The sequence below is a fragment of the Paraburkholderia bannensis genome, from assembly GCF_014200455.1.
Lineage (GTDB): Bacteria > Pseudomonadota > Gammaproteobacteria > Burkholderiales > Burkholderiaceae > Paraburkholderia > Paraburkholderia bannensis_A.
This window is the reverse complement of sequence record NZ_JACHBW010000021.1, coordinates 92,688-117,138: the sequence shown is the minus strand read 5'-3', so window position 1 is coordinate 117,138 and position 24,451 is coordinate 92,688. Positions and strand designations below refer to the sequence as shown.

Genomic DNA, 24,451 nt, shown 5'->3' with positions numbered 1-24,451 from the left:
AAACAGCTCCACGCCGATGATAGTGCGGATTGCCCGTGTGAAAGTAGGTAATCGTCAGGCTCCTTATGCTGTACGTCCAGAACCCCGGTGTCTCCGAAAGAGAGCCGGGGTTCTGGCGTTTACGCGCGTGGAAAATACGCGCTAAAAGAAGCGCAAACGAAAAAAGCCGTCCACAAGGGACGGCTTTTTGCATTTAAACAACCACGCAACACTCACTGCTGCGCGAGAAAATTCGTCGCCAGTCGGATGCAGTCCGAAGACTGGATATCGATCAAACCCATCCAGTCGTATAAAAAACCGCAATCACGAAAAACACAGCAAGGGTTTTAATCACCGTCACCGCAAAAATATCCCGATAAGACTCGCGGTGCGTCAACCCCGTCACAGCCAGCAGCGTAATCACCGCACCGTTATGCGGCAAGGTATCCATACCGCCGCTGGCCATTGCCACCACGCGATGTAGCACGTCTAACGGAATGCCCGCAGCCTGTGCGCCCTTGATAAACGTATCGGACATCGCCGCCAGCGCGATACTCATACCGCCCGATGCGGAACCCGTAATCCCCGCCAGCGAGCTAACCGAAATCGCCGCGTTCACAAGCGGATTCGGAATGCTCTTGAGCGCATTGCTCACCACGATAAAGCCGGGCAGCGCGGCGATCACGCCGCCGAAGCCATATTCCGAAGCCGTATTGAGCGACGCCAGCAACGCGCCCGCCACCGCGGCCTTGGTGCCCACGGCGAAGCGCTCTTTCACGCGCGAGAACGCCGTGATGACCACGAACACGATGCCCAGCAGCAATGCGCCTTCCACCGACCAGATCGCCACGACCTGTTTGACCGTGGTGGTCACAGGCGTGTGGACGCCGGGCAGCACGTCGGGCGCGACGGTATAGGTGTCGCCGTACCACTTCGGAATCCAGCGCGTGAGGAAGAAGTTCGCCACGCCCACCAGCACGAGCGGCGTGATCGCCAGGAGCGGATTCGGCAGATGATCGGTCTTGACGTGCTCGGGTTCATTCACCAGCGACGTGCCGTAGCCTTCACCCTTCGCCATCGCGCTGCGGCGGCGCCATTCGAGGTAGCTCAGGCCCACCACGATGATAAAGAGCGAACCGAACACGCCGAGCGCCGGCGCAGCCCACGCCGTGGTCTTGAAGAAGGTCGTCGGGATGATGTTCTGGATCTGCGGCGTGCCGGGCAACGAATCCATCGTGAACGAGAACGCACCGAGCGCGATTGCGCCGGGCATCAGACGCTTGGGGATGTCGCTCTGGCGATAGAGTTCGGCGGCGAACGGATAGACCGCGAACACCACCACGAAGAGCGAGACGCCGCCATACGTGAGCAGTGCGCAGACGGCGACGATCACCGCATTAGCGCGCGAACTGCCGATGTAGCGGATCGCGGCCGCGACGATCGACTCTGAAAATCCGGATAGTTCGATGACCTTGCCAAATACAGCGCCAAGCAAAAACACCGGGAAATACAGCTTCACGAACCCCACCATCTTTTCCATGAAAATGCCGGAAAAGACGGGCGCGACGGCGGCGGGATCGGTGAGCAGCACGGCGGCGAGGGCCGCCACGGGAGCGAACAGAATCACGCTGTAGCCGCGATAGGCGGCAAGCATGAGAAACGCTAGAGCGGCTAGAACGATGATGAACGACATGGAGTCTCCTGCAGGGCGTGTTGCACTTCGTCGATGCACTTATGTATTGCGCCTTCTTTTTTGCTGCGTGGCCCACGTTCGATGCATGGTGCGCCGCAGCGATTGTACCGAAACGTTCGGGAACGCTTCGCTATTGCGGCGCGCGCGACGCAGCCCTATCTTGACGGGATCGGCAATCAGGAGGCGGCTATGCATAAACACAAGGCGCCAAGGCGCGCGAATGCGCAGGCGCTCAGGGCTGCGACGCTCGCCATAGCGATTTTCGCGACGTTTTCCGCAGCGGCGAACGCGCAGTCCACGACCGCCGATCCGAACGAAATCCGCAACTGGTATAACGACCCGTTTTTCGCGCTGTCGAATGCGGTCGACGCTTGCCCGCAACCGCGCGGCCCACGCATGACCAGGGCCGATGCCGATGATGACGCCCACTATCGCGTCGAACGCGGCACGACCTGCTGGCTCGCGCACAAGTGCACGAAGCCGAATTCCTATCTCTACGATGCCGATATCGCCCAGGCGATCCGCACGCAGTTCGAGGGCGATGCGAGCCTCGCTGGCACCAGTCTGTGGATCACGGTGCAGCGGCGCTTCGTTTATGCGGAGGGCTGCGCGGGCGCGCAATTCGATCGCGCGGCGCTGGAGCGGCGGCTATCGGCAGTTGCCGACGTCGAGCAGGTGTTCGTGCGCTTAAGCGCCGATCCGCACGCGCGGCCGCCTTACAAAACGATGCTGCCATCGCGTTGACAGAGCCGGATGGCGAACCGCGACCCATGCCAGCCGCACAGCGCTCAGGCGTCACGCGGCATGGCACAATCGCAACGTCGAAAAACTAGAACGCCCCCGGGGTACTCCATGACTCGTTTTGCTTCGTTGTCGTCTCGCAAGTCGTCCCTTCGCTGGCTGCCGTTCGCGGCGGGTGCCTGCGCGTTGCTCGCGGCGCTGTCCGCGTGCAGCAGCGGTCCGCCGCTGTTCCTTTCCGATGGACGTCCCACGGTCCAGGTGCAATGCCCGGCGGGCGGCGACCGCGATTCGTGCGTGCAGCAGGCGCGCGTGCGCTGCGCAGGCGCAGGTTATGACACCGTCGATACCTCGACGACCGGCGACACCTATACGCTCGTGTTCGCCTGCAAGGGCAAATAAGACATCCGGGAGCAGCGCCGGATAGCGGCGCGGCCGGGATGAGTCCGGGCTGCGTCAGTGGGTGTCCGCGCCGGGCCGGCCGCGCGTCGGCAGGTTCATCAGCAGGCGCAGCAGATCGGGCTGCCGCCGCGTGGCGGTTTTCAGATAAATCGACTGTAGTTGCTTGCGCACCGTGTCGTATTGAACGCTCACGCGTGCGGCGATTTCCTTGGGCGTGAAGCCGTCCACCAGTAGATGCACGATGCGGCATTCGGCTGGCGAAAGGTCGAAAGCGGTCGCCAGCACCTGCTCGTCCACCGCAGGCGCCGATCGCGGGTGATAGAACGTGACCGCCGCCATGGCGCGCAGATCGGCCGTCGAGGCCTCGCCCGGCGTCACCACGCTGTAGAACGCGTAGAGCACTTCCGGAGCGGCCGGCAGCGGTGTTCCGGCTTCGTCACCGCTGCTTTCCTTCGCAGCGGCGCGATCTGCCGCGCTGACGATACGCAGTGCCCGCAGCCGCGCCGCAGCGGCCCGCGCGCCGCTCACACGGTTCTTCAGGCGCGCCTCGCTGATCGCCATATCCTCCAGAAAGCGCGTCTGAAACGGCGCTGCCAGCGCAATGCGTTTGCTGCGCACGCGCACCAGCGAGGTCGCGCGCAGCAGGCGTTGCGCGGGCTCGTTGCTGTGCAGGACTTCGCCGATCGCGCTCACCAGCATGGCGGGCGCACGCGGCTGGCCTGCGAGCGAATCGGCGTCGGGCAGCAGGCGGCGCAGGCTCAGCCGCATCGCACGTATCAGGTGAGGTGTCAGACGTTCGAGCAGCGCGCGTCCGGCTTCGGGAAGCGGGCCGTCGGCCTCGTTGCGGCGGCAGGCGATCATCGCCGTGAGCGTGCCGCTATCGATCAGCTTGCATAGCGAGACGAAGCGACCGCCGCCCGCCAGCACGCAGGGCTCGAACACCGCCTGGCCGCGACTGTGCCCGACATCGGTGCAGCAATAGAGCCATTTGCCGGGCGCACAGGCGCGCAGCCATTCGAGCCGGGCGTCGTCGCGGTACAGCGAGGGTATGAATTCGAGCGGCTCGGTTTCCATCAGCGTGAAACCGTCGGCCCAGGAGAACAGCTCGCGCTGACGGTCGAATGCGCTGAGCTGGATCGAGGCGACGTCCAGCGCCGCGCGCAACTGGGCGCAAAAATCTTTCCAGGCCGCGGGTCGTTCGAGCGTGGCGTAAATGCCGTGTAACAGGCAATCGTATTCCGATTCATTCAATTTCACGCCGACCCCGTTTTCAAACCCACCGCGAAGACCCGGTCGCTAAAAATGCGCGGCGCATATTCCTTGCACAACTGTGGAATATACAGCGGTTTCAGCCGCCGTTAATCTTCGCTTTGTTTGTGACTAATTATCGCCAGATTGGACGAACCGCGCAGGGTGTTCCGTGCGGTAGGCAACGGATGGTCGGGCACTTCCGTTTTAATCTCGATTGGCGAAGCTGGTGAAAATCGTTTGACCAGCAAGCTTGCAGAGAAAATGACCAAAAAAACAGGTCAATCGGCCTGTCTCCATTCTGCAATCCGGCGAAATTAGAATAATGCGCCGAATTAATCTTTTTTCTTCGCGCCGCATTGAATGCGCTGACGCCGTTTGACTGGCGTCTTTCTGAGGTTGGATAAATCCCGGGGCCAGGAATGAATCATCAACAACTCGAAAAAGATATTGAGCATCTCGAACAGGTCGTTGCAAGGCTCTCCGATACTGACCGCATTCCCCTTTCTTACTTGCGCGGCCGTGTCGCTGCGGTTTCGGGCGCCGATCTCGTGCCGTCGCAGATGCGGCGCGTCAAGCGCCTTTCCGAGGCGCTGTGCGCCCTGGAGCGGCGCGCGAAGGGTTGCCCCGATCGCGAAACCGTTCGTTAACGAACACAGGACTTCGGATTGTGCGTGTAAAACTTGGCAATATTTGACGGAGATAAGCGAAAAATACGCGTAATTTGGTACTTTCGCGCGCGAGAAGGGCCACAATAGCCATCTGTATCCCTTCTGGAGATCTCTATTCATGCCGAGCTATAAGCAACTGACCGCCCAACTCGAAAAGCTGCACAAGGAAGTTGCCGCGGCACGCGAAAAGGAAGTCGAGCAGGCGATCGCCGAAATCAAGGCAAAGATCGCTGAATACGAAATCACGGCGGAAGAACTCGGCTTTACCAGCGCGGGCGCAGCGTCCGCGCGCAAGAAGACGCCACTGCCCGCGCGCTATGTGAATCCCAAGACGGGTGAAACCTGGAGCGGACGTGGTCGCGCCCCGGCCTGGCTCGCCGGTGTGAAGAACCGTGACCGCTTCCTGATCAAGGATTAAGCGCGCTCCGGTGCATCCCGTAAATCCTCACCTCTGAGCGGCGCGTGGCCTGGCAAACGCGCCGCAGCCCGCAGGGCGTCGCATCCGCGCGGCGCCTGGGGCGCTTCTCAAGGTTCCGGCCGGGTCCGGCCCTTTGCGGTCCTCTGCAGCCGTTTTCGGCACGCGGAACGTCCATGTGACTGAATCACAACGGTTTCTTTCCACGTTCGATCCTGCGTGACGCCGCAGCGCTGCCTGCTTTCCGAAGCATTCGCTCGACACATCGCAAACGTGGGCTTCCCCATCCGGTACCGCCGCGCGGCTCTTGCGCTTGCCTCCCGTAAAAGCTCACCTTGAGCGTTTCAACCACTCAGGCCGCTTCACAGGCGCGTGCAGCGAACTCTTAGTCGTGGGCGGTAATGCCGTGTATCATTCGTCCCCGGCGCCTTCCTGCTGCGGACGTCGATCGCGTTTTTCAGATCGATCGTGCTATTCGCCTCGAAGGCCGCGACGCGCAGGCTGCCCGCCTGCCGTGCCGCAGCCGGCCATGCCGCCGCGCTGGCCACCGGGCCGGCTGCCGCCGATGCGCCGGCCACATCCGCAACCCCCGCCGCGCGGCAGGTTGCCCGAATTCATCCGTGATACCCGCTCCATCCATGTCAGTTGCCGAACTCAGACGCCGCCGCACGTTCGCGGTCATTTCTCACCCGGACGCGGGTAAGACCACGCTCACCGAAAAGCTGCTGCTGTTCTCGGGCGCGATTCAGATCGCCGGTACCGTGAAGGGCAAGAAAAGCGGCCGCTTTGCGACCTCCGACTGGATGGAGATCGAAAAGCAGCGCGGCATTTCGGTCGCCAGCTCGGTGATGCAGTTCGAGTACGGCGATGCCGTCATCAACCTGCTCGACACCCCGGGCCACGAGGACTTCTCGGAAGACACGTACCGCGTGCTGACGGCCGTTGACGCGGCCGTGATGGTGATCGACGGCGCGAACGGCGTGGAAGCGCAGACGCTCAAGCTGCTCGAAGTTTGCCGCAGCCGCAAGACGCCGATTCTCACCTTCATCAACAAGCTCGACCGCGAAGTGCGCGAGCCGCTCGACCTGCTCGACGAAATCGAGCAGCACCTTGGCGTGGCGGCGGTGCCGTTCACCTGGCCGATCGGCATGGGCAAGGAATTCCAGGGCGTCTACGACATCCAGCGCGACCAGGTGCGCGTGTTCCGCGCGGGCCAGGAGTCGCTGGGCGGCGCGGTGGAAACGCTGCAGAACATCAGCGATGCCGACGGCGAAGCGCGCTTTGGCTATCACTGGAAGCGCACCAAGGAAGAAGTCGAACTGATCACGGGCGCGACGCCCACCTTCGATCGCGACGCGTTCCTGGCGGGCGAGCAGTCGCCGGTGCTGTTCGGTTCGGCGATCAACAACTTCGGCGTGAAGGAAATTCTCGACGCGCTGGTCGATCTCGCGCCGCCGCCTTCGCCGCGCGCGGCCGTGCAGCGCGCCGTGTCGCCCGACGAGCCGAAGTTCACGGGCGTGGTGTTCAAGGTGCAGGCCAATATGGATCTGGCGCACCGCGACCGCGTGGCGTTCATCCGCGTGTGCTCGGGCCATTTCGAGCGCGGCATGCAACTGAAGGTCACGCGCAACAACAAGACCTTCCGCGCCAACAACGTGGTGAGCTTCCTGTCGCAGCGCCGCGAAACCGTGGCCGAGGCGTACCCTGGCGACATCATCGGTATTCCTAACCACGGCACGCTGAGCCTGGGCGACACGCTGACCGAAGGCGAAGACCTGCAATTCACCGGTCTGCCCTTCTTTGCGCCGGAAATTTTCCAGACCGTCGAAGTGGTCGATCCGATGCGCGCCAAGCAGCTGGGCGAAGCGCTCAAGCAGCTCGGTGAGGAAGGCGCGATCCAGGTGTTCCGCCCGATTCACGGCGGCGCGACGATTCTGGGCGCGGTCGGCCAGCTGCAGTTCGAAGTGGTGTCGCACCGCCTCGCGGCTGAATACAAGGTGGCGGTGCGCCTGATGCCGGCGCGCTATCGCCTCTCGCGCTGGGTCACCTGCGACGATCCGGTCGAGCTGCGCCGCTTCACGGATTCGTACGAGGCGCGCATGGCCTACGACGCATCGAATGCGCCGACATATCTGGCTTCGCACGTCTCCGAAATCGACGTCGCACAGAAGGCCTGGCCGAAGATCGTCTTCAACGAACTGCGCGAACACTCGGGCGCGCCGTTCAAGAAGTCGATTTAAAAGGGCTGGCCGCTGGAAGTGAAACGGGCCGCTGGGTTTGCCCCAGTGGCCCGTTTTTTTATGCGTGCGTGGTTCGCGTATCGCTGTCCGCGTGTTCCAGGCGATTGCCGCCCAGCGATTTCGCGCGATAGAGCGCCTTGTCGGCGGCGGCGAGCAGATCGGCGAGCGTTGCCCGGTTGCCGTCCCTGCACGCGAGGCCGATGCTCACGGTCGTGCGCATGCCCGCGCCGTCGATGCCGGGTGCGGACGTCTGTTCGAAGCGCCGCACGATCAACTCGCCCATCGCTTGCGCGGGCGCGCTTTCGAGGCCCGGCAACAGCGCGGCGAATTCCTCGCCGCCGATGCGCGCGAGCAGCGCCTGCGGTCCCACTACGCCGCGTGCGATCGCCGAGAACGATTTCAGCACTTCGTCGCCGGTATTGTGGCCGTAGCGGTCGTTGATGGCCTTGAAGTGGTCGAGGTCGAAGGCCAGCAGCGCAAGCGTCTCGTGTTTGCCCGCGTGAGCCAGCACGCGCGCGCCTTCTTCGAAGAACCAGCGGCGATTGCCCAGACGGGTCAGATAATCCGTTTGGGATTCCTGCAAAAGCTGGCTATGGGTTTCCTCGCGCACGAGCCGCAGCAGCGTCATCGGCAGCACGACCGAATACAGCACGCCTTCGTACAGGGTGATCTTGCTGAGCGTCGGCAGGATCGCCTGGCCGTAACGTATGGCCAGCCAAGGCAGCACCGCCGCGCGAAACGCGTAGAGCGCCGCATGCGTGCCCGTCACCAGCACGGCGATATTGCGCGCGTGCCCCCATTTGCGGCCTTCGCCGCGCAGCAGTTCGCGCGCGGCCATTGCGGAAGCCAGCGACAGCGGCATCGCCGTCAGATACATCCACATCAGGTTGAGGTCGCGCGCGCCGGAAATCGCCCAGGCGATCGCCTGGGCCAGCAGGATGAGCGCGGACAGGAGGCGGTAGCGCCGCCCGTTCATCACCGCGACGCCGTGAGCGATCAACAGATAGCCGCACAGCATGACCAGATTACTGAGCGCCGAGCCCCAAACGCCCGGCAATTCGAAGCGATAGATGATGCCCACGCAGCCAATGGCTAGCGTGGCATAGCCTGCGGCGAGTATTTTCAGTTCCTTGCTGCGCAGCGGATGAGTGCGGACCTCCCAGAAGGTCATCGCGGAGCTGGCGAGAAGGGTACCGATCGCGAGGAAATATAGGGTGAGAAGGTCGACGTGCATCGCGGGCGTAAAAGCGCTACGCCGATACATCCCGGCGGCTGGCGCATTTTACGATGATTTTTCGATATCAGAATGATGGCCTCAGAAGGCTGCGCATTTGCAACAGATACCGTGCGGCAGGGCCTTCGATACCGGTAACGTTTTCCGCTTTTGGCCTGTCCTGCTGGCCACGTTTTGAATGATGCTGGCGCCGCGACGCCATGCCGCCGCGGCGTCCGGGTTGCCTCGCGGCAATATCCACGCGTGATCGACGCATGGCGGCACCGATTCGCCTATTCTCATCGTCACGATGGGTAGCGGCGATGCGCCTGCCGCGCTGCATATTGAAAATAACGAGGAGGGACAGTGACCGTACGCAATCTCGACGCGATATTCCAGCCGAAGTCCGTGGCCGTGATCGGCGCTTCGCAGCGCGAGGGCAGCATCGGCCAGATGGTCTGGCAGCGCCTGATCGAAGGCGGCTTCGGCGGGCCGGTGTGGGCCGTCAATCCGCGTCATGCCGGCGAGGTGGCTGATTTCGACGGCCGCCCCGTGATTGCCGATGCCGGCGATCTGCCCGAAGCGCCCAGTGTCGCGATCATCTGCACGCGCCCGGCCACCTGGCCCGCGCTGGTGCACCGGCTGGGCGGCATGGGCACGCGCGCGGCCATCATCGTCGGCGAGGTGCGCAGCGACGAAGATCGCGCCGATCTGCGCCACGCGCTCGCGGCGGCGCGCCCGCATTTGCTGCGCATACTCGGCCCGGGCAGTCTGGGCGCGCTCACGCCCGCGCTCAACGCGCAACTGGGCGCGGCCGCCACGGTCGCGCGCAAGGCAGGCGTGGCGTGGGTCTCGCAGTCGAACGCGCTCACCAACGCGGTGCTGCGCTGGGCCGATGCGCGCGGCCTGGGCTTTTCCCACGCGGTCGCGCTGGGCGATGAAGCCGATATCGACGTCGGCGACGTGCTCGATTATCTGGCGAGCGATCCGTCGACGCGCGCGATCCTGCTCGAAGTCGACAGCATCAGGGCGGCGCGCAAGTTCATGTCGGCGGCGCGCGCGGCGGCCCGCAACAAGCCGGTGCTGGCGCTGCGCAGCGGTCGCGACGAGCCCGGCGACGCGCTTTACACGGCGGCTTTCCGGCGCGCGGGGCTGGTGCGCGTCGATACGCTCGACGACCTGCTCGACGAAATCGAAACCCTGGGCGTGGGCCGCGTGGCCGCGAGCGACACCGCCACGCTCATCACCAGCGACCACGGCGTGGCGACGCTCGCGCGCGACGCTTTCAACAAGGCCGGCGACACCCTCGCGCAATGGAGCGACGAAACCCGTGCGGCCGTGGAGGCCGCCTTGCCGCACGCGCAGGCGGCTAATCCGCTCGTGCTCGGCGATACCGCGAAGCCCGAGCATTTCGGCCAGGCCCTGCAGACGCTGGCCTCGCAGCGTTCGAGCGGCACGGCCTTCGTGGTGCACGCGCCCACGCACAGCGCGCCGGTGGATGCGGTGGCGCGCACGTTGATCGAACATCAGCGCTTTGCGTATCGCGGCATGCTGGCGTGCTTTTTCGGCGGCGTGGACGAAGCCACGCGCGACGCGCTGCACGCGCACGGCATTCCGGTGCATACGACGCCGCGGCGGCTGGCGCGCGCGTTTGCACGTCTGGTCGATTACCGGCTGGGCCGCGAGTTGCTGATGCAGACGCCGGAAAGCTTGCCCGCGCAGGGCGCGGCGGCGATCGAAGCGGCTCAGGGCATCGCGCGTGCGGCGCTGGCGGCGGGACGCGATACGCTGGAAGGCGAGGAGGCCGCGCGGCTGTTTGCGGCGTTCGGGCTGGAAACGGTGACGCAGATCGAGCCGCCTTCGGACACCATCGTCGATGTCAACGTGGAGTTTCGCGACGACGACAACTTCGGCCCCGTGTTCCGCTTCTCCGCGCCCTCGCCGGACGGCTATTCGCCGCCGCTGCGCGTCTACAGCCTGCCGCCGCTCAATCCGGTGCTCTCGCGCGACATCATCGCGCAGTCGCCGTACGCCCGGCGCGTGGCGCCCGAGCCGGCGCTGCGCGCGCTCACGGAGCTGTCTCAAACGGTGTGCGAGGTGCGCGAGATCGTCGGGCTGCAGCTGACGCTGCGCGTGCGGCCAGGCGGCGTCGCGCTGGTCGCGCCGCGCATCGGGCTGGCCGAAAAGCGCAGCCGTTTCGCGATCATGCCCTACCCGCGCCGTCTGGAAGAAACCATCGACTGGCACGGCGAACCGCTGACGATCCGCCCGATCCGCCCCGAAGACGAGGACATGCACCGCGCCTTCGTCGAATCGATGACGCCCGACGATTTGCGTCTGCGGTTTTTCTCGGCGGTACGCAGCTTCGATCATTCGCAACTCGCGCGCATGACGCAGATCGACTACGACCGGGAGATGGCGCTGATCGCGAGCGTGGTGGGCGAGGACGGCAAGCCGCGCACGCTCGGAGTGGCGCGTGCGGTATCCGATCCGGACAACGAGACCGCCGAATTCGCCGTGGCGGTTCTCTCGACGCTCAAGGGGCGCGGGCTGGGCCGCCTGCTGATGGAGCGCATCATCGCCTATACGCGCTCGCGCGGCACGCACTGGCTGCTGGGCGAGGCGCTGCGCGAGAACGCGCCGATGATCGGTCTGGCGCGGGCGATGGGCTTCACGGTCACGCCGACGGACGATCCGGGCGTGGTGGGGTTCAGGATGCCGCTCGACTGAAGCGGCATCCTGTCTGATGCGCGAAGCCTCAGGCGGCGAGCTTCGCCAGTGCTTCGTCAACCTGCGCGCGCGTGAGCGACAGCTCTTCGAGCCACGCCTGCGCGTATTGCGCGCCGGTTTCCTTCTCCAGACGCGCGATGGTCGCGGCGCAGCGCGCGGCGTCCTTGGGCGTGGCGATGAAGGTCTTGACCGACTGGCCGCCCTGGAACGCCTCGAACAGCGGCGCGCGGATCTCTTCCGGCAGCGCGCGCGTGGTCCACTGGTGCGTCTTGCCGTTGAACGTCAGCGACGGCGGCAGCACGCGCTCCTTGCGCGTAGCCGGGATCAGACCGAAATTGCGCGCGGCTTCGGCGATCTGCTCGGCCGAAAACAGCTCGTCCGGCGTGATCTCGAATTGCGCGATGGCGGTTTCGACGGTCTTCATCGCGTCGGCGCGGTCATCGCGTTTTTTCTGCGCGCGCGCGACGATATCGCGCAGCTCGTCGGCTTCCTCGGCCGAAATCGTGAAGCTCGCCTGTTTCTGCTGAAGCTCGGAAAAACGCTGGAATTCGTGATCGGTGAGAAGTTTCGCCATGAGGTTTGCGTGCGCGTCCGTGCGAGTGCCAGGCTGGCGTCACGCGCCGGACGGAATTTGAGAGGGCCGCCATTTTACCCGGTTTGCGCGGCACGCTTCCAGTCGCCAGGATCGTCCCGCACGCGTGCGGCCGGTGGCGCCGAAACGTCGCGCCGAAACCAGGAACGATCTGATGTTCGCGCCCCAAAGCGCTTTCTATGATCGGGGGATGAAAATCACCCAACCGACCATTTCTTCCCGTTCAGCCGATCTGTTCAAGCGCGGCGTCGATCGCCTGAACGCCGGACAATACACGCTTGCTGAAGCGCTCTTTCGCGAGATCGTGGCGCTGGACCCGAATCACGCGCAGGCCTGGCATCAGCTTGGCGTGACGCTCGCGCGCCAGCATCAGTTCGCGCAGGGCGAGGCGGCGATGCGCCGCGCGCTGGCGCTGCACGAGAGCGGCGAACTCCAGCGCGATCTGGCGTGGGCGCTGCTCTGGCAAGGCCGCGATGGGGAAGCGGTCGCCGCATACTACGCGGCCATCCAGCAAGGCGTGCGTGAAGCGCGTTTGTTCAACAACCTCGGCAACCTGCTCAAGAAACACAACCAGACCGTGCAGGCCGAAGCCGCCTACCGCGCGGCGATCGACGCCGATCCCGCCTATGCGCTCGCGCACGGCAACCTGGCGATACTGCAGCAGGACGCGGGACAGTGCGAGGCCGCCGAGGCGAGCCTGAAAAGAGCGCTCGAACTCGATCCGAAAGCAAACCACCTCTGGCTGTGCTATGGCGGCCTGCTCGAACGCCAGAACCGGCTCGACGAAGCCGACGAAGCCTATTGCCGGGGCGGGCGCTGGGAATCGGTGCAATTCCTGCGGCGGCGCGTGGCGCACTGGCAGGAGCTCGAACGTATCGATCAAGCCGCGCTCCAGATGATCGCGTCAGGCGCGGCGGAAAACCTCACGCCGTGGGGACTGCTGGGCATTCCGTCGCTCACCCCGGGGTTGCATCGCGAAGCCGGCCGACGCTTCGCCGAATCGCGCTGGCGTGGCGAACTGGCTGCCGCGCCGCTGGTCGAACGCGGCGCGGGTCTGGCGCAAATCGATGCGGCGCTGGCGGCCGGCGAGCCGGGCGCGCGTTTGCGCATCGGCTATCTGTCCGCCGATTTCCACGAGCACGCCACGCTGCGGCTGCTGGCGGGCGTGCTTGAATTGCACGACGCCACGCGCTTCGATATTCATCTGTATTCCTATGGAAACCATGCGCCCGATGCATTCTGGCAGATGCGGCTGAACGCCTTGCCTGCCACCTTCCACGCGATTGGTGGCTTGACCGACGCGCAGGCGGCCACGCAGATCGCGCGCGACGGTATCCATCTGCTCGTCGATCTGAAGGGTTACACCACGGATACGCGCATGGGCATCACGGCATTGCGGCCCGCGCCGGTGATCGTGAGCTGGCTGGGCTACCCGGGATCGCTGGGCGCGCCGCGCCTGGCCGACTACATCATCGGCGACGCCGTGGTGACGCCACCCGCCGCCGCGACGCACTACAGCGAAACGCTGGCGCTGATGCCGCATTGCTACCAGCCGCACGATCATCGGCGCGAGCGCGATGTCCAGCCGCCCACGCGCGCTGCGGCAGGCTTGCCGGAACGCGGCTTCGTGTTTTGCAGCTTCAATCAGACCTTCAAGTTCAATGCGCCGATGGCGTCGGTCTGGGCGCGTCTGCTGGGTGCGATGCCGGCGAGCGTGCTGTGGCTCCTCGATCCTGGCAGCGAACGCGCGCGTGCCAATCTGCATGCTTTCTTCGACTCGCAGGGCGTGGCGCGCGCACGTGTGATCTTTGCGCCGCGTGTCGCCCAGGAGGCGCATCTCGCGCGGCTGCCACTGGCGGATCTCGCGCTGGATACCTTGCCGACCGGCTCGCACACCACCGGCAGCGACGCGCTGTGGGCGGGGGTGCCGATGGTGTCGGCCGTTGGTGCGCTGTTCGCGGGGCGCGTGGGCGCGAGCCTGCTGCACGCGGTGGGGCTGGATGAACTGGTCGCGCCCGACCTCGAAGGATATTTCCAGATCGCACTGGCGCTGGCGAGTGATCCGGCGTGGTACGCGCAGATACGCAAGCGTCTGGCGCAGGCCAGAAGCGAGGCTGCGCTGTTCGACACGCTGCGCTTCACGCGCGATCTGGAACGTCTCTATCTGGCGATTGTGAAGCGCGAGGTGGAAGGGGGCGAGGGGGCAGTGACGGTGGGGTGACACAGGGGATCACACGTCTACCCCTGCCCGAACATCGACAACGCCTGCACGATCTGCCCGAGCATCTGCGTGGCTTGTTCGAGCGACGGCGCGACGTAATCGTCGATGCGCTTGAGAAACGGGCAGGTGAGCGCCGCAATCGCCTGCCCGGACGGCCCGAGCACCGGAAACGTCACATCGGTCACGCCGAAGATCTGCTGGCTGTCCTTGCGCGAGAACCCCGCCGCCTGAATCTGCGCACAGGCGCTCTCCAGCGCGGCGTGGTCGATGGCGACTTCGCCCTTCACCTTGGTGTGTTCCGCGAGCATCAGCGCGCGTTGCTCCGGGTTTTGATACGCGAGGATCGTGCGCCCCGAACTCGTGTCGACCAGACCCACGCGCGAGCCCAGCCGCACCGCGATCCCCCACGTGCCCGGCCCGTCCACCTGGGCGATCACGAGCAGATTGCCCCGGTCGTACACCGCGAGGTGGCAGGACTGCTCCGCATCGTTGGCAAAGCGCTGCATGAGCGGCAGCGCCTCGGCGATCAGGCGCTCCATCGGCGGATGGCGGTGCGCGAGGGCAAAGAGCTTGAGGCTGAGCGCGTAACGGTCGCCGGCTTCCGAACGCATCACGTACTGGCGCGCCACCAGGCGCTCCAGCATCCGGTAGATCTCGCTGGCGTTGCGCCCGAGCGCCTTGGTGATCTCCGCGCGCGTGAGGCCGCCGCGCTGTTCGGCGAGCAGTTCCAGAATGTCCAGCCCCTTGTCGAGCGCGGGCGCGCGATAACGGTCCGCGTCGTCCCTTTCCTCGGATTCCAGCGATTCCGGCGCTTCGGGTGTTTCAGGCGCTTCAGGTGCTTCAGGCGCTTCAGGTGCGCCTGGCGGCGCTTCGTCGCGTGGCTTGCGTGCGTTGGTCTTCATTCTTGGTTTTTCCCAGGGAAATCACGGACGGTTGCTGCAGCGCACATTCCTTGACCTTGTATCGTGCGTATATGAATAATAGGTTCACTGGTGAACATACACCAGTGTCGTCTGAATGGGAAAGAGCAGTCGCAGCGCCGCAGGCGCGCTTCGCTGTATTTCGCGGGCGCGGCGCATACGGATGGTTCCACAACGAAAGAACCGACGAAATCAGCGTCGACAGGAGACAGTCATGGCGTTCGCATCCGGGCTTCCCACGGCCCGTCGCACCACTCCCAGGCGCCAGGCGCGCGCTTTCTCGAAGACGATCTGCGCCGTCGCTGCGTGCATCGCGACGCTCGCCGCGCCCGCTGCGTCGCGCGCCGCCGATCCGGGCAAGGTCGGACTCGGCCTGCCGCTGCTGACTTCGCCGTTCTGGCAGTCGTACAACAACTACCTGAGCGTCTACGCGAAGCAGATGGGCATCGACATCCTCGCGCCCGTGAATTCGAACAACGACCCCGCGCAGCAGATCACGGACATGAACAACATGATCAACCTGGGCGCCAAGGGCATCGTGGTGGGGCCGATCGATTCGGCCGCCATCAGCCGCGCGCTGGATAACGCGGCGCAGAAGAACGTCAAGGTGGTGGCCGTCGACGTCGCGCCCACCCAGGGCACCGTGACGATGGTGGTGCGCGCCGACAATCGCGCCTACGGCGAAAAGGCCTGCCAGTACATCGGCGACCATGTGAAGTCGGGCAAGGTGGTGCAGATCATGGGCGATCTCGCCTCGGTGAACGGGCGCGATCGATCGGAGGCGTTTCGCGCCTGCCTGAAGCGCTATCCGAATCTCTCGCTGCTGGAGATTCCGGCGGGCTGGAAGGGCGATGTGGCGGCGAGCGCGCTGGACAGCCTGCTTACGGCCAATCCCGATCTCAAGGCGATCTATATGCAGGCGGGCGGCGTCTATCTCTCGCCCACGCTGCAGACGCTGCGCCGCAAGCAACTGCTGGTTCCCGCTGGAGATGCGAAGCATATCGTGATCGTCTCCAATGACGGCATTCCGCAGGAGTACGATGCAATCCGCAAGGGCGAGATCGACGCCACGGTTTCGCAGCCCGCCGATCTTTACGCGAAATACGGCCTTTATTACATCAAGGCCGCGCTGGAGGGCAAGACCTTCAAGCCGGGCAAGACCGATCACGACAGCAATATCATCCAGTTGCAGCCCGGCGTGCTCGAAGACCAGTTGCCCGCGCCGCTCGTGACGAAGCAGAACGTCGACGACAAGAACCTCTGGGGTAACACGATTAAATGAGCGATCAGATGCACGATCGAAGTCATGGTCGTCTAGAGCCCGCGCCGCCCGCGCCGCCCGCGTCGATCACCCTGTCGCGCGAGCGCGCGGCGAAAGCGCTGCCGCCCGTGGTGGAAGCGACCGGCGTGACGCGGCGCTTTGGCTCCACGGCGGCGCTCTCGAACGTGAGCCTGCGCGTGATGGCGGGCGAATCGCATGCGCTGGTGGGACGCAACGGCGCGGGAAAATCGACGCTCGTGTCGATCCTCACGGGCCTGCGCAAGCCCGACGAAGGCACGGTGCGTTTCAACGGCGAGGCCGCGCCTTCCATCGCCGAGCGCGATGCATGGCGCGAGCGTGTCGCCTGCGTTTATCAACACTCGACGATCATTCGCGATCTCACCGTCGCCGAGAATCTGTTCATCAATCGTCAGCCCTCCAGGCGCGGCATGATCGACTGGACCACCATGCGCCGCGATGCGCGCGCGCTGCTCGATCATTGGCGCATCGATGTGCGCGAGAACGCGCGCGCAGGCGATCTCACGGTCGAGGCGCGGCAGTTGGTGGAAATCGCGCGGGCGCTCTCGTACGGCGCGCGTTTCATCATTCTCGACGAACCCACCGCGCAACTCGACGGCGAAGAAATCAAACGGCTTTTTCGCCGTATCGACGAACTGCAGCGCGAAGGCGTGACGTTTTTGTTCATCTCGCACCATTTACAGGAGGTGTACGAGATTTGCCAGGCCGTGACGGTGCTACGCGATGCACGCCATATCGTCAGCGCGAGCGTGGCCGAATTGCCGCGCGAACGTCTGATCGAGGCGATGACGGGCGAGAGCGGCGGCCTCAATGTCGCCGATGCGGCGGCGCGTCCAGCCTTGCCTGCCGATGCGCGCATCGCACTGGACGTGCGCGGCATTGACGGCGCGGATTACAGCGGCGTGTCGTTTCAGGTGCGGCGCGGCGAAGTCGTGGGCCTCACGGGCGCGACCAGCAGCGGGCGCACGAGCGTGGGCGAAGCGATCGCCGGCCTCACCGCGCAAACGCAAGGCGAGATCCGCGTGAACGATGCGGCGCTCAAGCCCGGCGACGTGCCGCACGCCCTTGCGCATGGCGTGGGCTGCGTGCCGAAGGATCGCCATCACCAGGGGCTCGTGCTCACACAATCGATTGCTGAAAACGCTTCGATGACGATTGCGCGTTTGCTCGGGCGTCTGGGTTTTGCGCCGCCCGCGAAAAAGCATCGGGTTGGCCGACGCATGATCGAGGCGCTCGGCATCGTCGCGCAGGGACCGGAGCATGTGGTGTCGGGGCTGTCGGGCGGCAATCAGCAGAAAGTGGTGATGGCGCGCGCGCTGGCGAGCAATCCCGAAGTGCTCGTGCTGATCGATCCCACCGCAGGCGTGGACGTGAAATCGAAGGAGGCGCTGCTCTCGGTCGTGGACCGCGTGCGCGACGAAGGCAAGGCCGTGCTCGTAGTGTCGAGCGAACTCGACGATCTGCGCACTTGCGACCGCGTGCTCGTGATGTTTCGCGGCAACGTGGTGGCGGAATTCGCAGCGGGCTGGCAGGACCACGAACTGATTGCATCGGTTGAAGGAGTCGATCTTCATGAAGCCTAGTCTTTCCAGTCCGGCGCTCGCGGCGGCGCAAGCCGATGTGGCTTACACGGGCGGCCGCCGCGCCAGGCCGCGCGTCGAATTCGCACGCCTGCGCGATCTTGCGTTGTTGCCTGCGCTGGTGCTGTTGATTGCGATTGGCGGCTTTGTCAGTCCGAGCTTTCTGACGAAGGCGAATCTGATCAGCGTGCTGGGCGCATCGGCCGCGCTCGCGCTGGTGGTGCTGGCCGAATCGCTGATCGTGCTGACGGGCAAGTTCGATCTTTCGCTCGAATCGACGGTGGGCATTGCGCCTGCCGTGGGAGCGATGCTGGTGATGCCGGCAGCATCGGCGGGATTCGGCACGCAATGGCCCACATTGGCAGGATTGCTGATGATTGTTGGCGTGGGTGCGCTGATTGGCTTCGTCAACGGCTTTCTCGTCGTGCGGCTGCGTCTGAACGCCTTCATCGTCACGCTGGCCATGCTGATCGTGTTGCGCGGCATGCTGGTTGGGGCGACCAGGGGCGGCACGCTGTTCGATATGCCGCCGTCGTTTTTCGCGCTGGCGACAACCATCGTGCTGGGCTTGCCGCTCTCGGTGTGGCTGGCGGCGGCGGCTTTCGCGTTCGCGGCGTTCATGCTGCGCTACCACCGCATTGGCCGCGCGCTCTACGCGATCGGCGGCAATCCCGATGCGGCGCGCGCGGCAGGCATCCGTGTGGAGCGCATCACGTGGGGCGTGTTCGTGCTTGGCAGCATTCTGGCGGCGCTGGGTGGGCTGATCGTGACGGGCTATGTCGGTGCGATCAACGCGAATCAGGGAAACGGCATGATCTTCACGGTGTTCGCGGCGGCGGTGATCGGCGGGATTTCGCTCGACGGCGGCAAGGGCACGATGTTCGGAGCGCTGCTGGGCGTCTTGCTGCTTGGCGTGGTGCAGAACCTGTTGACGCTCGCCCAGGTGCCGTCGTTCTGGGTGCAGGCGATCTACGGCGCGATCATCCTCGGCTCGCTGATGGTGGCGCGGCTGGCGGGCGGCGAGGCCCAGAACTGAAGTCCGAAGCCGAAGCCCGAAACCGAAGCCTGGAACGGCAGCCCGGAGACACGCCTTGAACGATCGCGTCATAAAAAGCGGCACCGATGCCCGCCTCATCTTGCTCGCGCCCGACGACAACTGTCTGATCGCAGCAGCGCGCCTGCCCGCTGGCGAGACGCTCGATATCGAGGGCGAACGCGTGACGCTCGCGAAGACCATCGAGCTTGGCCACAAGGTCGCGCGGCGCGCCTTGTCGAAGGAAGAAAAAGTGCTGCGCTACGGCGCGCGCATCGGTCATGTGACGATGGATGTGGCGCGCGGCGAGCATCTGCATACGCACAACCTCGAAAGCGACTATCTGCCAACGTACACGCACGACGCGGGCCGCGAGTTCATCCCGCACCAGGAAACATCATGAGCGAAACGCACTTCCCTTCGCCGAATGAACCGTCGCCGATGCTCGAAGGCTGGCCGCGCAGCGATGGCCGCAAGGGCATCCGCAACGTGGTCGCCGTCGCCTATCTGGTCGAGTGTGCGCATCATGTGGCGCGCGAAATCGTCGCACAGTTTCGCGAACCCTTCGATGCCTTCAATGATGCCGATGGACCAGGCGAAGCGCCCGTGCATCTGATCGGCTTCCCGGGCTGCTATCCGAACGGCTATGCGGAAAAGATGATGACGCGCCTCACCACGCATCCCAACGTGGGCGCGGTGCTGTTCGTTTCGCTGGGTTGCGAGAGCATGAACAAGCATTATCTCGTCGAGCAGGTGCGCGCGAGCGGCCGGCCCGTCGAGGTGCTGACGATCCAGGAAAAGGGCGGCACGCGCAGTACGATCCAGTACGGCATGGACTGGGTGCGCGAGGCGCGCGCGCAACTGGCGCTGCAAAAGAAAGTGCCGATGCGGCTGGACGAACTGGTGGTCGGCACGATTTGCGGCGGCTCGGACGGCACGAGCGGCATCACCGCGAATCCCGCGGTGGGGCGCGCCTTCGATCGCCTGATCGAGGCGGGCGCGGCATGTCTCTTCGAGGAAACGGGCGAGCTGGTGGGCTGCGAATACCACATGAAAAGCCGTGCGGCGCGGCCCGAGCTAGGCGAGGAAATCGTCGCGTGCGTGGCGAAGGCGGCGCGCTATTACTCGATCCTCGGGCATGGTTCGTTCGCGGTGGGCAATGCCGATGGCGGCCTCACCACCCAGGAAGAAAAATCGCTGGGCGCATACGCCAAGAGCGGAGCATCGCCGATTGTCGGCATCGTGAAGCCAGGCGACATACCGCCCACGGGCGGTCTCTATCTGCTCGACGTGGTGCCGGACGGCGAACCACGCTTCGGATTCCCGAATATCAGCGACAACGCAGAAATTGCCGAGCTGATCGCGTGCGGTGCGCATGTGATCCTCTTCACGACCGGACGCGGTTCGGTGGTGGGTTCGGCGCTCTCGCCCGTCATCAAGGTCTGCGCGAATCCGCTTACGTATCGCAATCTTGCCGGCGATATGGATGTGGACGCGGGCCGTATCCTCGAAGGCCGCGCCACGCTCGAAGAGGTGGGGCGCGAGGTGTACGACGTCACGCTTGAGGTGTCACGCGGCGCGCGCTCGAAGTCCGAGTCGCTCGGGCATCAGGAATTCATCCTCACCTACAAGACATTCGAGCCGGTGGGCCCCGCGTGCCTGCCCGCGAGCGCGCGTGTGGCGATTCCCGTCGTTGCATCGCATTGAAGCTGGGTCGAGTACACGACTGAACACTGATCTGAGCACACGCATCGCAAGGAGTTCGTCCGCATGACGCCGCAGCACGCCCCGCATATCGCGCAACGTCGCCGCATCGGCCAAACAAAGCTGGAGGTGAGCGCGCTGAGTCTTGGCACGGCGCCGCTTGGCGGCCTGTATCGCGACCTGTCCGATGAAGAGGCGCAGGCAACCGTCGATGCCGCGTGGGAAGTCGGCGTGCGTTTGTTCGATACCGCGCCGCATTACGGCCACACCCGGGCCGAGCACCGGCTGGGCGCGGCGTTGCGGCGCTATCCGCGCCACGAGTACGTGCTGTCGACCAAGGTGGGCCGCCGCTTCGTGCCGCGCACGCATGCCTACGACGGCAGCGAGGGATGGCAGAATCCGTTGCCGTTCGAGGCGATTTACGACTACACGCGCGAAGGCATCCTGCGCTCGTATGAAGATAGCCAGCAGCGTCTGGGCATGGTCGATATCGACATTCTGCTGGTGCACGACATCGGCACGTTCACGCACGGCGAACGCAATGCGCACTACTGGCGGCAACTGAGCGAAGGCGGCGGCTTTCGCGCGCTCGACGAACTGCGTGCGTCGGGGGCGGTAAAGGCGGTGGGCTTTGGCGTCAACGAGCGCGAAGCGATCCGCGCTGCGATGCGCGAATTCGATCTCGATTGCGCGCTGCTGGCGGGCCGCTATACCTTGCTCGAACAGTCGCCGCTCGACGATCTGCTGCCCGAATGCGTCGAACGCGGCGTGAGTATTCTGCTGGGCGGCGCGTTCAATTCAGGCATTCTCGCGCGCGGGCTGGAGGGCGAGCGCAAGTTCAATTACGGCGACGCGCCGCCGCAGGTCGTGGCGCGCGTGGCGAAACTCGATGCCGTATGCCGACGCTTCAAGGTGCCGCTCGCGGCGGCGGCGCTGCAATTCCCCTATGCGCATCCTGCCGTGGCGACGGTGCTAACCGGCGCGCGCAGTGCGATGGAACTGCGCGAGAACGCGGCGTCGTTCGAGACGCCGTTACCGCGCGTTTTCTGGCTGGCCTTGCGCGACGAAGGGCTGATCGATGCGCGCGCGCCGCTGCCCGGAACGGGATGCGCCGCGCGATGAACCCGCAAGTGGACGCCGGGCAGATCGACGCGCATCAGCATTACTGGGACCCCGCGCGCGGCGACTATGGCTGGTTCACGCCTGAACTCAGCGCGCTTTATCGGCGCTTTCTGCCCGAGGATCTCGCGCCATGGCGTGCGCGTTGCGGCGTGGCGCGCACGGTAGTCGTGCAGGCCGCGCCCACGATCGAAGAAACGCGCTATCTGCTCGACCTTGCGCGCAACGACGCGTCGATTGCGGGCGTGGTGGGCTGGGCGCCGCTCGACGATCCGCGCGCGGCTGAAATCATCGCGGATCTTGCGTGCGATCCCAAACTGCGCGCCGTGCGCCCGATGCTGCAAGACCTGCCTGCCGACGACTGGATCGCCACCGCCGACATCGCGCGCGGCGTACAGGCGCTCATCGCGCACGACCTCGCCTTCGATGCGCTGATCTTCACGCGTCATGCCGCTGCGCTCGAATGCTTTCTTGCGCGCTATCCCGCGCTGCGCGTGGTGATCGATCACGGCGCCAAGCCGCCGATTCGCGCAGGCGCCGCGGGTTTCGAAGCCTGGTCGCACGCCGTCTCGCGGCTCGCGCGGTTCGGGCAGGTGCACTGCAAGGTCTCGGGCCTCGCCACCGAAGCGGCGCCCGGCTGGGACGATGACAGCTTGCGCCCTTACATTGCGCATCTGCTGGCGAGCTTCGGCGCGCATCGGCTGATGTGGGGCAGCGACTGGCCCGTGCTCAATCTCAACGGCGATTACGCGCGCTGGCACGCCAGCGCACAGCGTTTGTTCGCCCATCTCAGCGCGCACGAACGGGCGGCGATCTTTGGCGGTAACGCGGCGGCGTTTTATCGTGCGGGCGCGACGGCTTAGCTTTGCGCCGTCGTCCAGGCGGTTAGACAAGGCCGCCGAAAGCGCCGCGACGTAAAGCGGCTCGCCATAATGGCCGCATTCGCGGGATTCACGCTTTTAACCGTATCGACCGGAGTGGACGATGGGACAAAGACTGGCCGGCAAGACGGCCTTGATCACCGCGGCGGGCCAGGGCATCGGCTACGCGGCCGCAGAACTGTTTGCACGCGAAGGCGCGCGCGTGATCGCCACGGACGTGCGCATCGACGCGCTCGCGAAACTGCCCGTCGAAGCGCGCACGCTCGACGTGCGCGACAGCGCATCCATCGCCTCGTTCGCGCAGGAACTGGGCGCCATCGACGTGCTGTTCAACTGCGCAGGCTTCGTGCACGCGGGATCGATTCTCGAAGCGAGCGAGGCCGACTGGGACTTCGCCTTCGATCTGAACGCCAAGGCCATGTTCCGCACCATCCGCGCGTTTCTGCCCGCGATGCTGGAGGCGGGCGGCGGCTCGATCATCAATATGTCGTCGGCGGCGTCGAGCGTGAAGGGCGTGCCCAACCGCTTCGTCTACGGTGCGTCCAAAGCGGCTGTGATAGGGTTGACCAAGGCCGTGGCCGCCGATTTCGTGACGCGCGGCATCCGCTGCAATGCGATCTGTCCTGGCACCGTGGCTTCGCCGTCGCTGGAGGAGCGCATCGCCGCGCAGGCGGCGGCGCAGGGTACCAGCGTGGAGGCGGCGCGCGCCGCCTTCGTCGCGCGCCAGCCCATGGGCCGCGTGGGCAAGACCGAGGAAATCGCCGCGCTGGCGCTCTATCTTGCGTCGGACGAATCGGCGTTTACGACCGGCCAGGCCCATGTTATCGACGGCGGCTGGTCGAATTGACGCTGCGCTGCGCAAAATAATCTGTGAAGAGACAAGGAAGATAGACGATGAAACTGCTTCGCTATGGCCCGAAGGGGCACGAAAAACCGGGCCTGCTCGACGCCGAAGGCCGTATCCGCGCACTCTCGGGCAATGTGGCCGATATCGCGGGCGACGTGCTCTGCGACGCGGGCCTCGCGCAACTGCGCACGATCGATCCGCATACGCTGCCGCTGGTCGGGGGCGATCCGCGCATCGGCGCGTGCGTGGGCCATATCGGCAAGATGGTGTGCATCGGCCTGAATTACGCCGATCACGCCGCCGAATCGAACATGCCGATTCCCGCCGAGCCGGTCATCTTCAACAAATGGACGAGCGCCATCGTCGGCCCGAACGACGATATCGAAATCCCGCGCGGCTCGACCAAAACCGACTGGGAAGTGGAACTGGGCGTGGTGATCGGCAAGCACGCGAAGAACGTGAGCGAGGCCGAGGCGCTCGACCATGTGGCGGGCTATTGCATCGTCAATGACGTGTCCGAGCGCGAATGGCAGATCGAGCGCGGCGGCCAGTGGGACAAGGGCAAGGGCTTCGATACCTTTGGCCCGACCGGCCCGTGGCTCGTCACCCGCGACGAAGTGCCCGATCCGCAGAATCTTTCGCTATGGCTCGAAGTGGACGGCCACCGCTACCAGAACGGCAATACGCGCACGATGATCTTCACGGTCGCGAAGATCGTCTCGTATGTCTCGCAGTGCATGAGCCTGCAGCCAGGCGATGTGATTTCCACCGGCACGCCGCCGGGCGTGGGCATGGGCGTGAAGCCGAATCCCGTGTATCTGAAGGCGGGTCAGACCGTGCGCCTGGGTATCGAAGGTCTGGGCGTGCAACAGCAGAAGACGCGCGCGGCGCAGTAAGCGCGGTTGGCCGCAACGGCACGGGCCCC

At 65.0% G+C, this 24,451-nt stretch carries 22 protein-coding genes; 16 read left to right on the top strand and 6 right to left on the bottom strand.

Annotated elements, in window-relative coordinates:
- Both F4827_RS34980 and F4827_RS28865 read right to left on the bottom strand, forming a co-directional pair.
- Positions 1–193 (bottom strand): hypothetical protein (locus F4827_RS34980; RefSeq protein ID WP_221303853.1); only part of this gene is annotated, 193 nt, incomplete at its 3' end.
- 78 nt (positions 194–271) lie between these two features.
- Positions 272–1,672, bottom strand: a complete 1,401-nt coding sequence (locus F4827_RS28865; protein WP_183730424.1) for a GntP family permease — start codon at positions 1,670–1,672, stop codon at positions 272–274.
- 189 nt (positions 1,673–1,861) lie between these two features.
- On the opposite strand from F4827_RS28865, the gene F4827_RS28860 reads away from it, so the two are divergent.
- Together F4827_RS28860 and F4827_RS28855 are read left to right on the top strand one after the other, a co-directional pair.
- Positions 1,862–2,416, top strand: coding sequence for a BON domain-containing protein (locus F4827_RS28860; RefSeq protein ID WP_183730421.1), 555 nt, complete (start codon positions 1,862–1,864; stop codon positions 2,414–2,416).
- 108 nt (positions 2,417–2,524) lie between these two features.
- Positions 2,525–2,812 (top strand): hypothetical protein, encoded by a 288-nt coding sequence (locus tag F4827_RS28855; RefSeq protein ID WP_183730417.1) that lies wholly within the window; start codon positions 2,525–2,527, stop codon positions 2,810–2,812.
- Between the two features lie 54 nt (positions 2,813–2,866).
- Here the strand turns inward: F4827_RS28855 and F4827_RS28850 are convergent, their stop codons facing one another.
- Positions 2,867–4,069 (bottom strand): helix-turn-helix transcriptional regulator, encoded by a 1,203-nt coding sequence (locus F4827_RS28850; protein WP_183730414.1) that lies wholly within the window; start codon positions 4,067–4,069, stop codon positions 2,867–2,869.
- Positions 4,070–4,482: 413 nt separating this feature from the next.
- Here F4827_RS28850 and F4827_RS35600 point away from each other — a divergent pair, with 413 nt between their 5' ends.
- The 3 genes from F4827_RS35600 (at position 4,483) to F4827_RS28835 (ending at position 7,386) form a co-directional block, all read left to right on the top strand.
- A complete protein-coding gene (locus F4827_RS35600; RefSeq protein WP_260175469.1) occupies positions 4,483–4,710 on the top strand; it encodes a hypothetical protein in 228 nt (75 codons plus the stop codon).
- 139 nt (positions 4,711–4,849) lie between these two features.
- Positions 4,850–5,149 carry an H-NS family nucleoid-associated regulatory protein gene (locus tag F4827_RS28840; RefSeq protein ID WP_183730408.1) on the top strand — a complete coding sequence of 100 codons (300 nt, stop codon included), beginning with the start codon at positions 4,850–4,852 and terminating at the stop codon, positions 5,147–5,149.
- 635 nt (positions 5,150–5,784) lie between these two features.
- Positions 5,785–7,386 carry a peptide chain release factor 3 gene (locus F4827_RS28835; RefSeq protein ID WP_183730405.1) on the top strand — a complete coding sequence of 534 codons (1,602 nt, stop codon included), beginning with the start codon at positions 5,785–5,787 and terminating at the stop codon, positions 7,384–7,386.
- Positions 7,387–7,444: 58 nt separating this feature from the next.
- Here F4827_RS28835 and F4827_RS28830 read toward each other — a convergent pair whose 3' ends face one another.
- On the bottom strand, positions 7,445–8,620 hold the full coding sequence (locus F4827_RS28830) for a diguanylate cyclase (protein WP_183730402.1): 1,176 nt from the start codon (positions 8,618–8,620) through the stop codon (positions 7,445–7,447).
- A 345-nt stretch (positions 8,621–8,965) separates the two neighbouring features.
- Here F4827_RS28830 and F4827_RS28825 point away from each other — a divergent pair, with 345 nt between their 5' ends.
- Positions 8,966–11,329 carry a GNAT family N-acetyltransferase gene (locus tag F4827_RS28825; protein WP_183730399.1) on the top strand — a complete coding sequence of 788 codons (2,364 nt, stop codon included), beginning with the start codon at positions 8,966–8,968 and terminating at the stop codon, positions 11,327–11,329.
- A gap of 28 nt (positions 11,330–11,357) precedes the next feature.
- Here the strand turns inward: F4827_RS28825 and F4827_RS28820 are convergent, their stop codons facing one another.
- Complete coding sequence (locus F4827_RS28820) at positions 11,358–11,903, bottom strand: hypothetical protein (RefSeq protein ID WP_183730396.1); 546 nt, start codon at positions 11,901–11,903, stop codon at positions 11,358–11,360.
- A gap of 208 nt (positions 11,904–12,111) precedes the next feature.
- Here F4827_RS28820 and F4827_RS28815 point away from each other — a divergent pair, with 208 nt between their 5' ends.
- The gene (locus F4827_RS28815) at positions 12,112–14,142 is read left to right on the top strand and encodes a tetratricopeptide repeat protein (RefSeq protein WP_183730393.1); all 2,031 of its coding nucleotides are present in this window, start codon (positions 12,112–12,114) and stop codon (positions 14,140–14,142) included.
- A 17-nt stretch (positions 14,143–14,159) separates the two neighbouring features.
- On the opposite strand, the gene F4827_RS28810 is transcribed toward F4827_RS28815, so the two are convergent.
- Positions 14,160–15,044, bottom strand: coding sequence for an IclR family transcriptional regulator (locus F4827_RS28810; RefSeq protein WP_183730390.1), 885 nt, complete (start codon positions 15,042–15,044; stop codon positions 14,160–14,162).
- A gap of 232 nt (positions 15,045–15,276) precedes the next feature.
- Here F4827_RS28810 and F4827_RS28805 point away from each other — a divergent pair, with 232 nt between their 5' ends.
- From F4827_RS28805 to F4827_RS28765, 9 genes are all read left to right on the top strand, one after another.
- Positions 15,277–16,344, top strand: coding sequence for a sugar ABC transporter substrate-binding protein (locus F4827_RS28805; RefSeq protein ID WP_183730387.1), 1,068 nt, complete (start codon positions 15,277–15,279; stop codon positions 16,342–16,344).
- Positions 16,345–16,352: 8 nt separating this feature from the next.
- On the top strand, positions 16,353–17,945 hold the full coding sequence (locus F4827_RS28800) for a sugar ABC transporter ATP-binding protein (RefSeq protein WP_183730382.1): 1,593 nt from the start codon (positions 16,353–16,355) through the stop codon (positions 17,943–17,945).
- Positions 17,935–18,978: an ABC transporter permease gene (locus F4827_RS28795; protein WP_183730379.1), complete on the top strand. Its 1,044-nt coding sequence runs from the start codon at positions 17,935–17,937 to the stop codon at positions 18,976–18,978. Before F4827_RS28800 ends, F4827_RS28795 begins: the two co-directional genes overlap by 11 nt.
- 55 nt (positions 18,979–19,033) lie before the next feature.
- Entirely contained in the window at positions 19,034–19,378 is a 345-nt protein-coding gene (locus F4827_RS28790; protein WP_221303852.1) for a UxaA family hydrolase, read from the top strand.
- On the top strand, positions 19,375–20,682 hold the full coding sequence (locus F4827_RS28785; protein ID WP_260175468.1) for a UxaA family hydrolase: 1,308 nt from the start codon (positions 19,375–19,377) through the stop codon (positions 20,680–20,682). The genes F4827_RS28790 and F4827_RS28785 overlap by 4 nt, the downstream gene beginning before the upstream one ends.
- A gap of 63 nt (positions 20,683–20,745) precedes the next feature.
- Positions 20,746–21,801 (top strand): aldo/keto reductase, encoded by a 1,056-nt coding sequence (locus F4827_RS28780; RefSeq protein ID WP_183730376.1) that lies wholly within the window; start codon positions 20,746–20,748, stop codon positions 21,799–21,801.
- A complete protein-coding gene (locus F4827_RS28775) occupies positions 21,798–22,661 on the top strand; it encodes an amidohydrolase (protein WP_183730373.1) in 864 nt (287 codons plus the stop codon). Before F4827_RS28780 ends, F4827_RS28775 begins: the two co-directional genes overlap by 4 nt.
- A gap of 121 nt (positions 22,662–22,782) precedes the next feature.
- On the top strand, positions 22,783–23,526 hold the full coding sequence (locus F4827_RS28770; RefSeq protein ID WP_183730370.1) for an SDR family oxidoreductase: 744 nt from the start codon (positions 22,783–22,785) through the stop codon (positions 23,524–23,526).
- Between the two features lie 47 nt (positions 23,527–23,573).
- On the top strand, positions 23,574–24,422 hold the full coding sequence (locus tag F4827_RS28765; RefSeq protein WP_183730367.1) for an ureidoglycolate lyase: 849 nt from the start codon (positions 23,574–23,576) through the stop codon (positions 24,420–24,422).
- The last annotated feature ends 29 nt before the right edge of the window (positions 24,423–24,451 follow it).

Excerpts from the sequence above, each read along its gene's own strand:
- F4827_RS28865 (WP_183730424.1), bottom strand. The coding sequence starts at position 1,672 with ATGTCGTTCATCATCGTTCTAGCCGCTCTAGCGTTTCTCATGCTTGCC.
- F4827_RS28860 (WP_183730421.1), top strand. The coding sequence starts at position 1,862 with ATGCATAAACACAAGGCGCCAAGGCGCGCGAATGCGCAGGCGCTCAGG.
- F4827_RS28855 (WP_183730417.1), top strand. The coding sequence starts at position 2,525 with ATGACTCGTTTTGCTTCGTTGTCGTCTCGCAAGTCGTCCCTTCGCTGG.
- F4827_RS35600 (WP_260175469.1), top strand. The coding sequence starts at position 4,483 with ATGAATCATCAACAACTCGAAAAAGATATTGAGCATCTCGAACAGGTC.
- F4827_RS28840 (WP_183730408.1), top strand. The coding sequence starts at position 4,850 with ATGCCGAGCTATAAGCAACTGACCGCCCAACTCGAAAAGCTGCACAAG.
- F4827_RS28835 (WP_183730405.1), top strand. The coding sequence starts at position 5,785 with ATGTCAGTTGCCGAACTCAGACGCCGCCGCACGTTCGCGGTCATTTCT.
- F4827_RS28830 (WP_183730402.1), bottom strand. The coding sequence starts at position 8,620 with ATGCACGTCGACCTTCTCACCCTATATTTCCTCGCGATCGGTACCCTT.
- F4827_RS28820 (WP_183730396.1), bottom strand. The coding sequence starts at position 11,903 with ATGGCGAAACTTCTCACCGATCACGAATTCCAGCGTTTTTCCGAGCTT.
- F4827_RS28815 (WP_183730393.1), top strand. The coding sequence starts at position 12,112 with ATGAAAATCACCCAACCGACCATTTCTTCCCGTTCAGCCGATCTGTTC.
- F4827_RS28810 (WP_183730390.1), bottom strand. The coding sequence starts at position 15,044 with ATGAAGACCAACGCACGCAAGCCACGCGACGAAGCGCCGCCAGGCGCA.
- F4827_RS28805 (WP_183730387.1), top strand. The coding sequence starts at position 15,277 with ATGGCGTTCGCATCCGGGCTTCCCACGGCCCGTCGCACCACTCCCAGG.
- F4827_RS28800 (WP_183730382.1), top strand. The coding sequence starts at position 16,353 with ATGCACGATCGAAGTCATGGTCGTCTAGAGCCCGCGCCGCCCGCGCCG.
- F4827_RS28795 (WP_183730379.1), top strand. The coding sequence starts at position 17,935 with ATGAAGCCTAGTCTTTCCAGTCCGGCGCTCGCGGCGGCGCAAGCCGAT.
- F4827_RS28785 (WP_260175468.1), top strand. The coding sequence starts at position 19,375 with ATGAGCGAAACGCACTTCCCTTCGCCGAATGAACCGTCGCCGATGCTC.
- F4827_RS28780 (WP_183730376.1), top strand. The coding sequence starts at position 20,746 with ATGACGCCGCAGCACGCCCCGCATATCGCGCAACGTCGCCGCATCGGC.
- F4827_RS28775 (WP_183730373.1), top strand. The coding sequence starts at position 21,798 with ATGAACCCGCAAGTGGACGCCGGGCAGATCGACGCGCATCAGCATTAC.
- F4827_RS28770 (WP_183730370.1), top strand. The coding sequence starts at position 22,783 with ATGGGACAAAGACTGGCCGGCAAGACGGCCTTGATCACCGCGGCGGGC.
- F4827_RS28765 (WP_183730367.1), top strand. The coding sequence starts at position 23,574 with ATGAAACTGCTTCGCTATGGCCCGAAGGGGCACGAAAAACCGGGCCTG.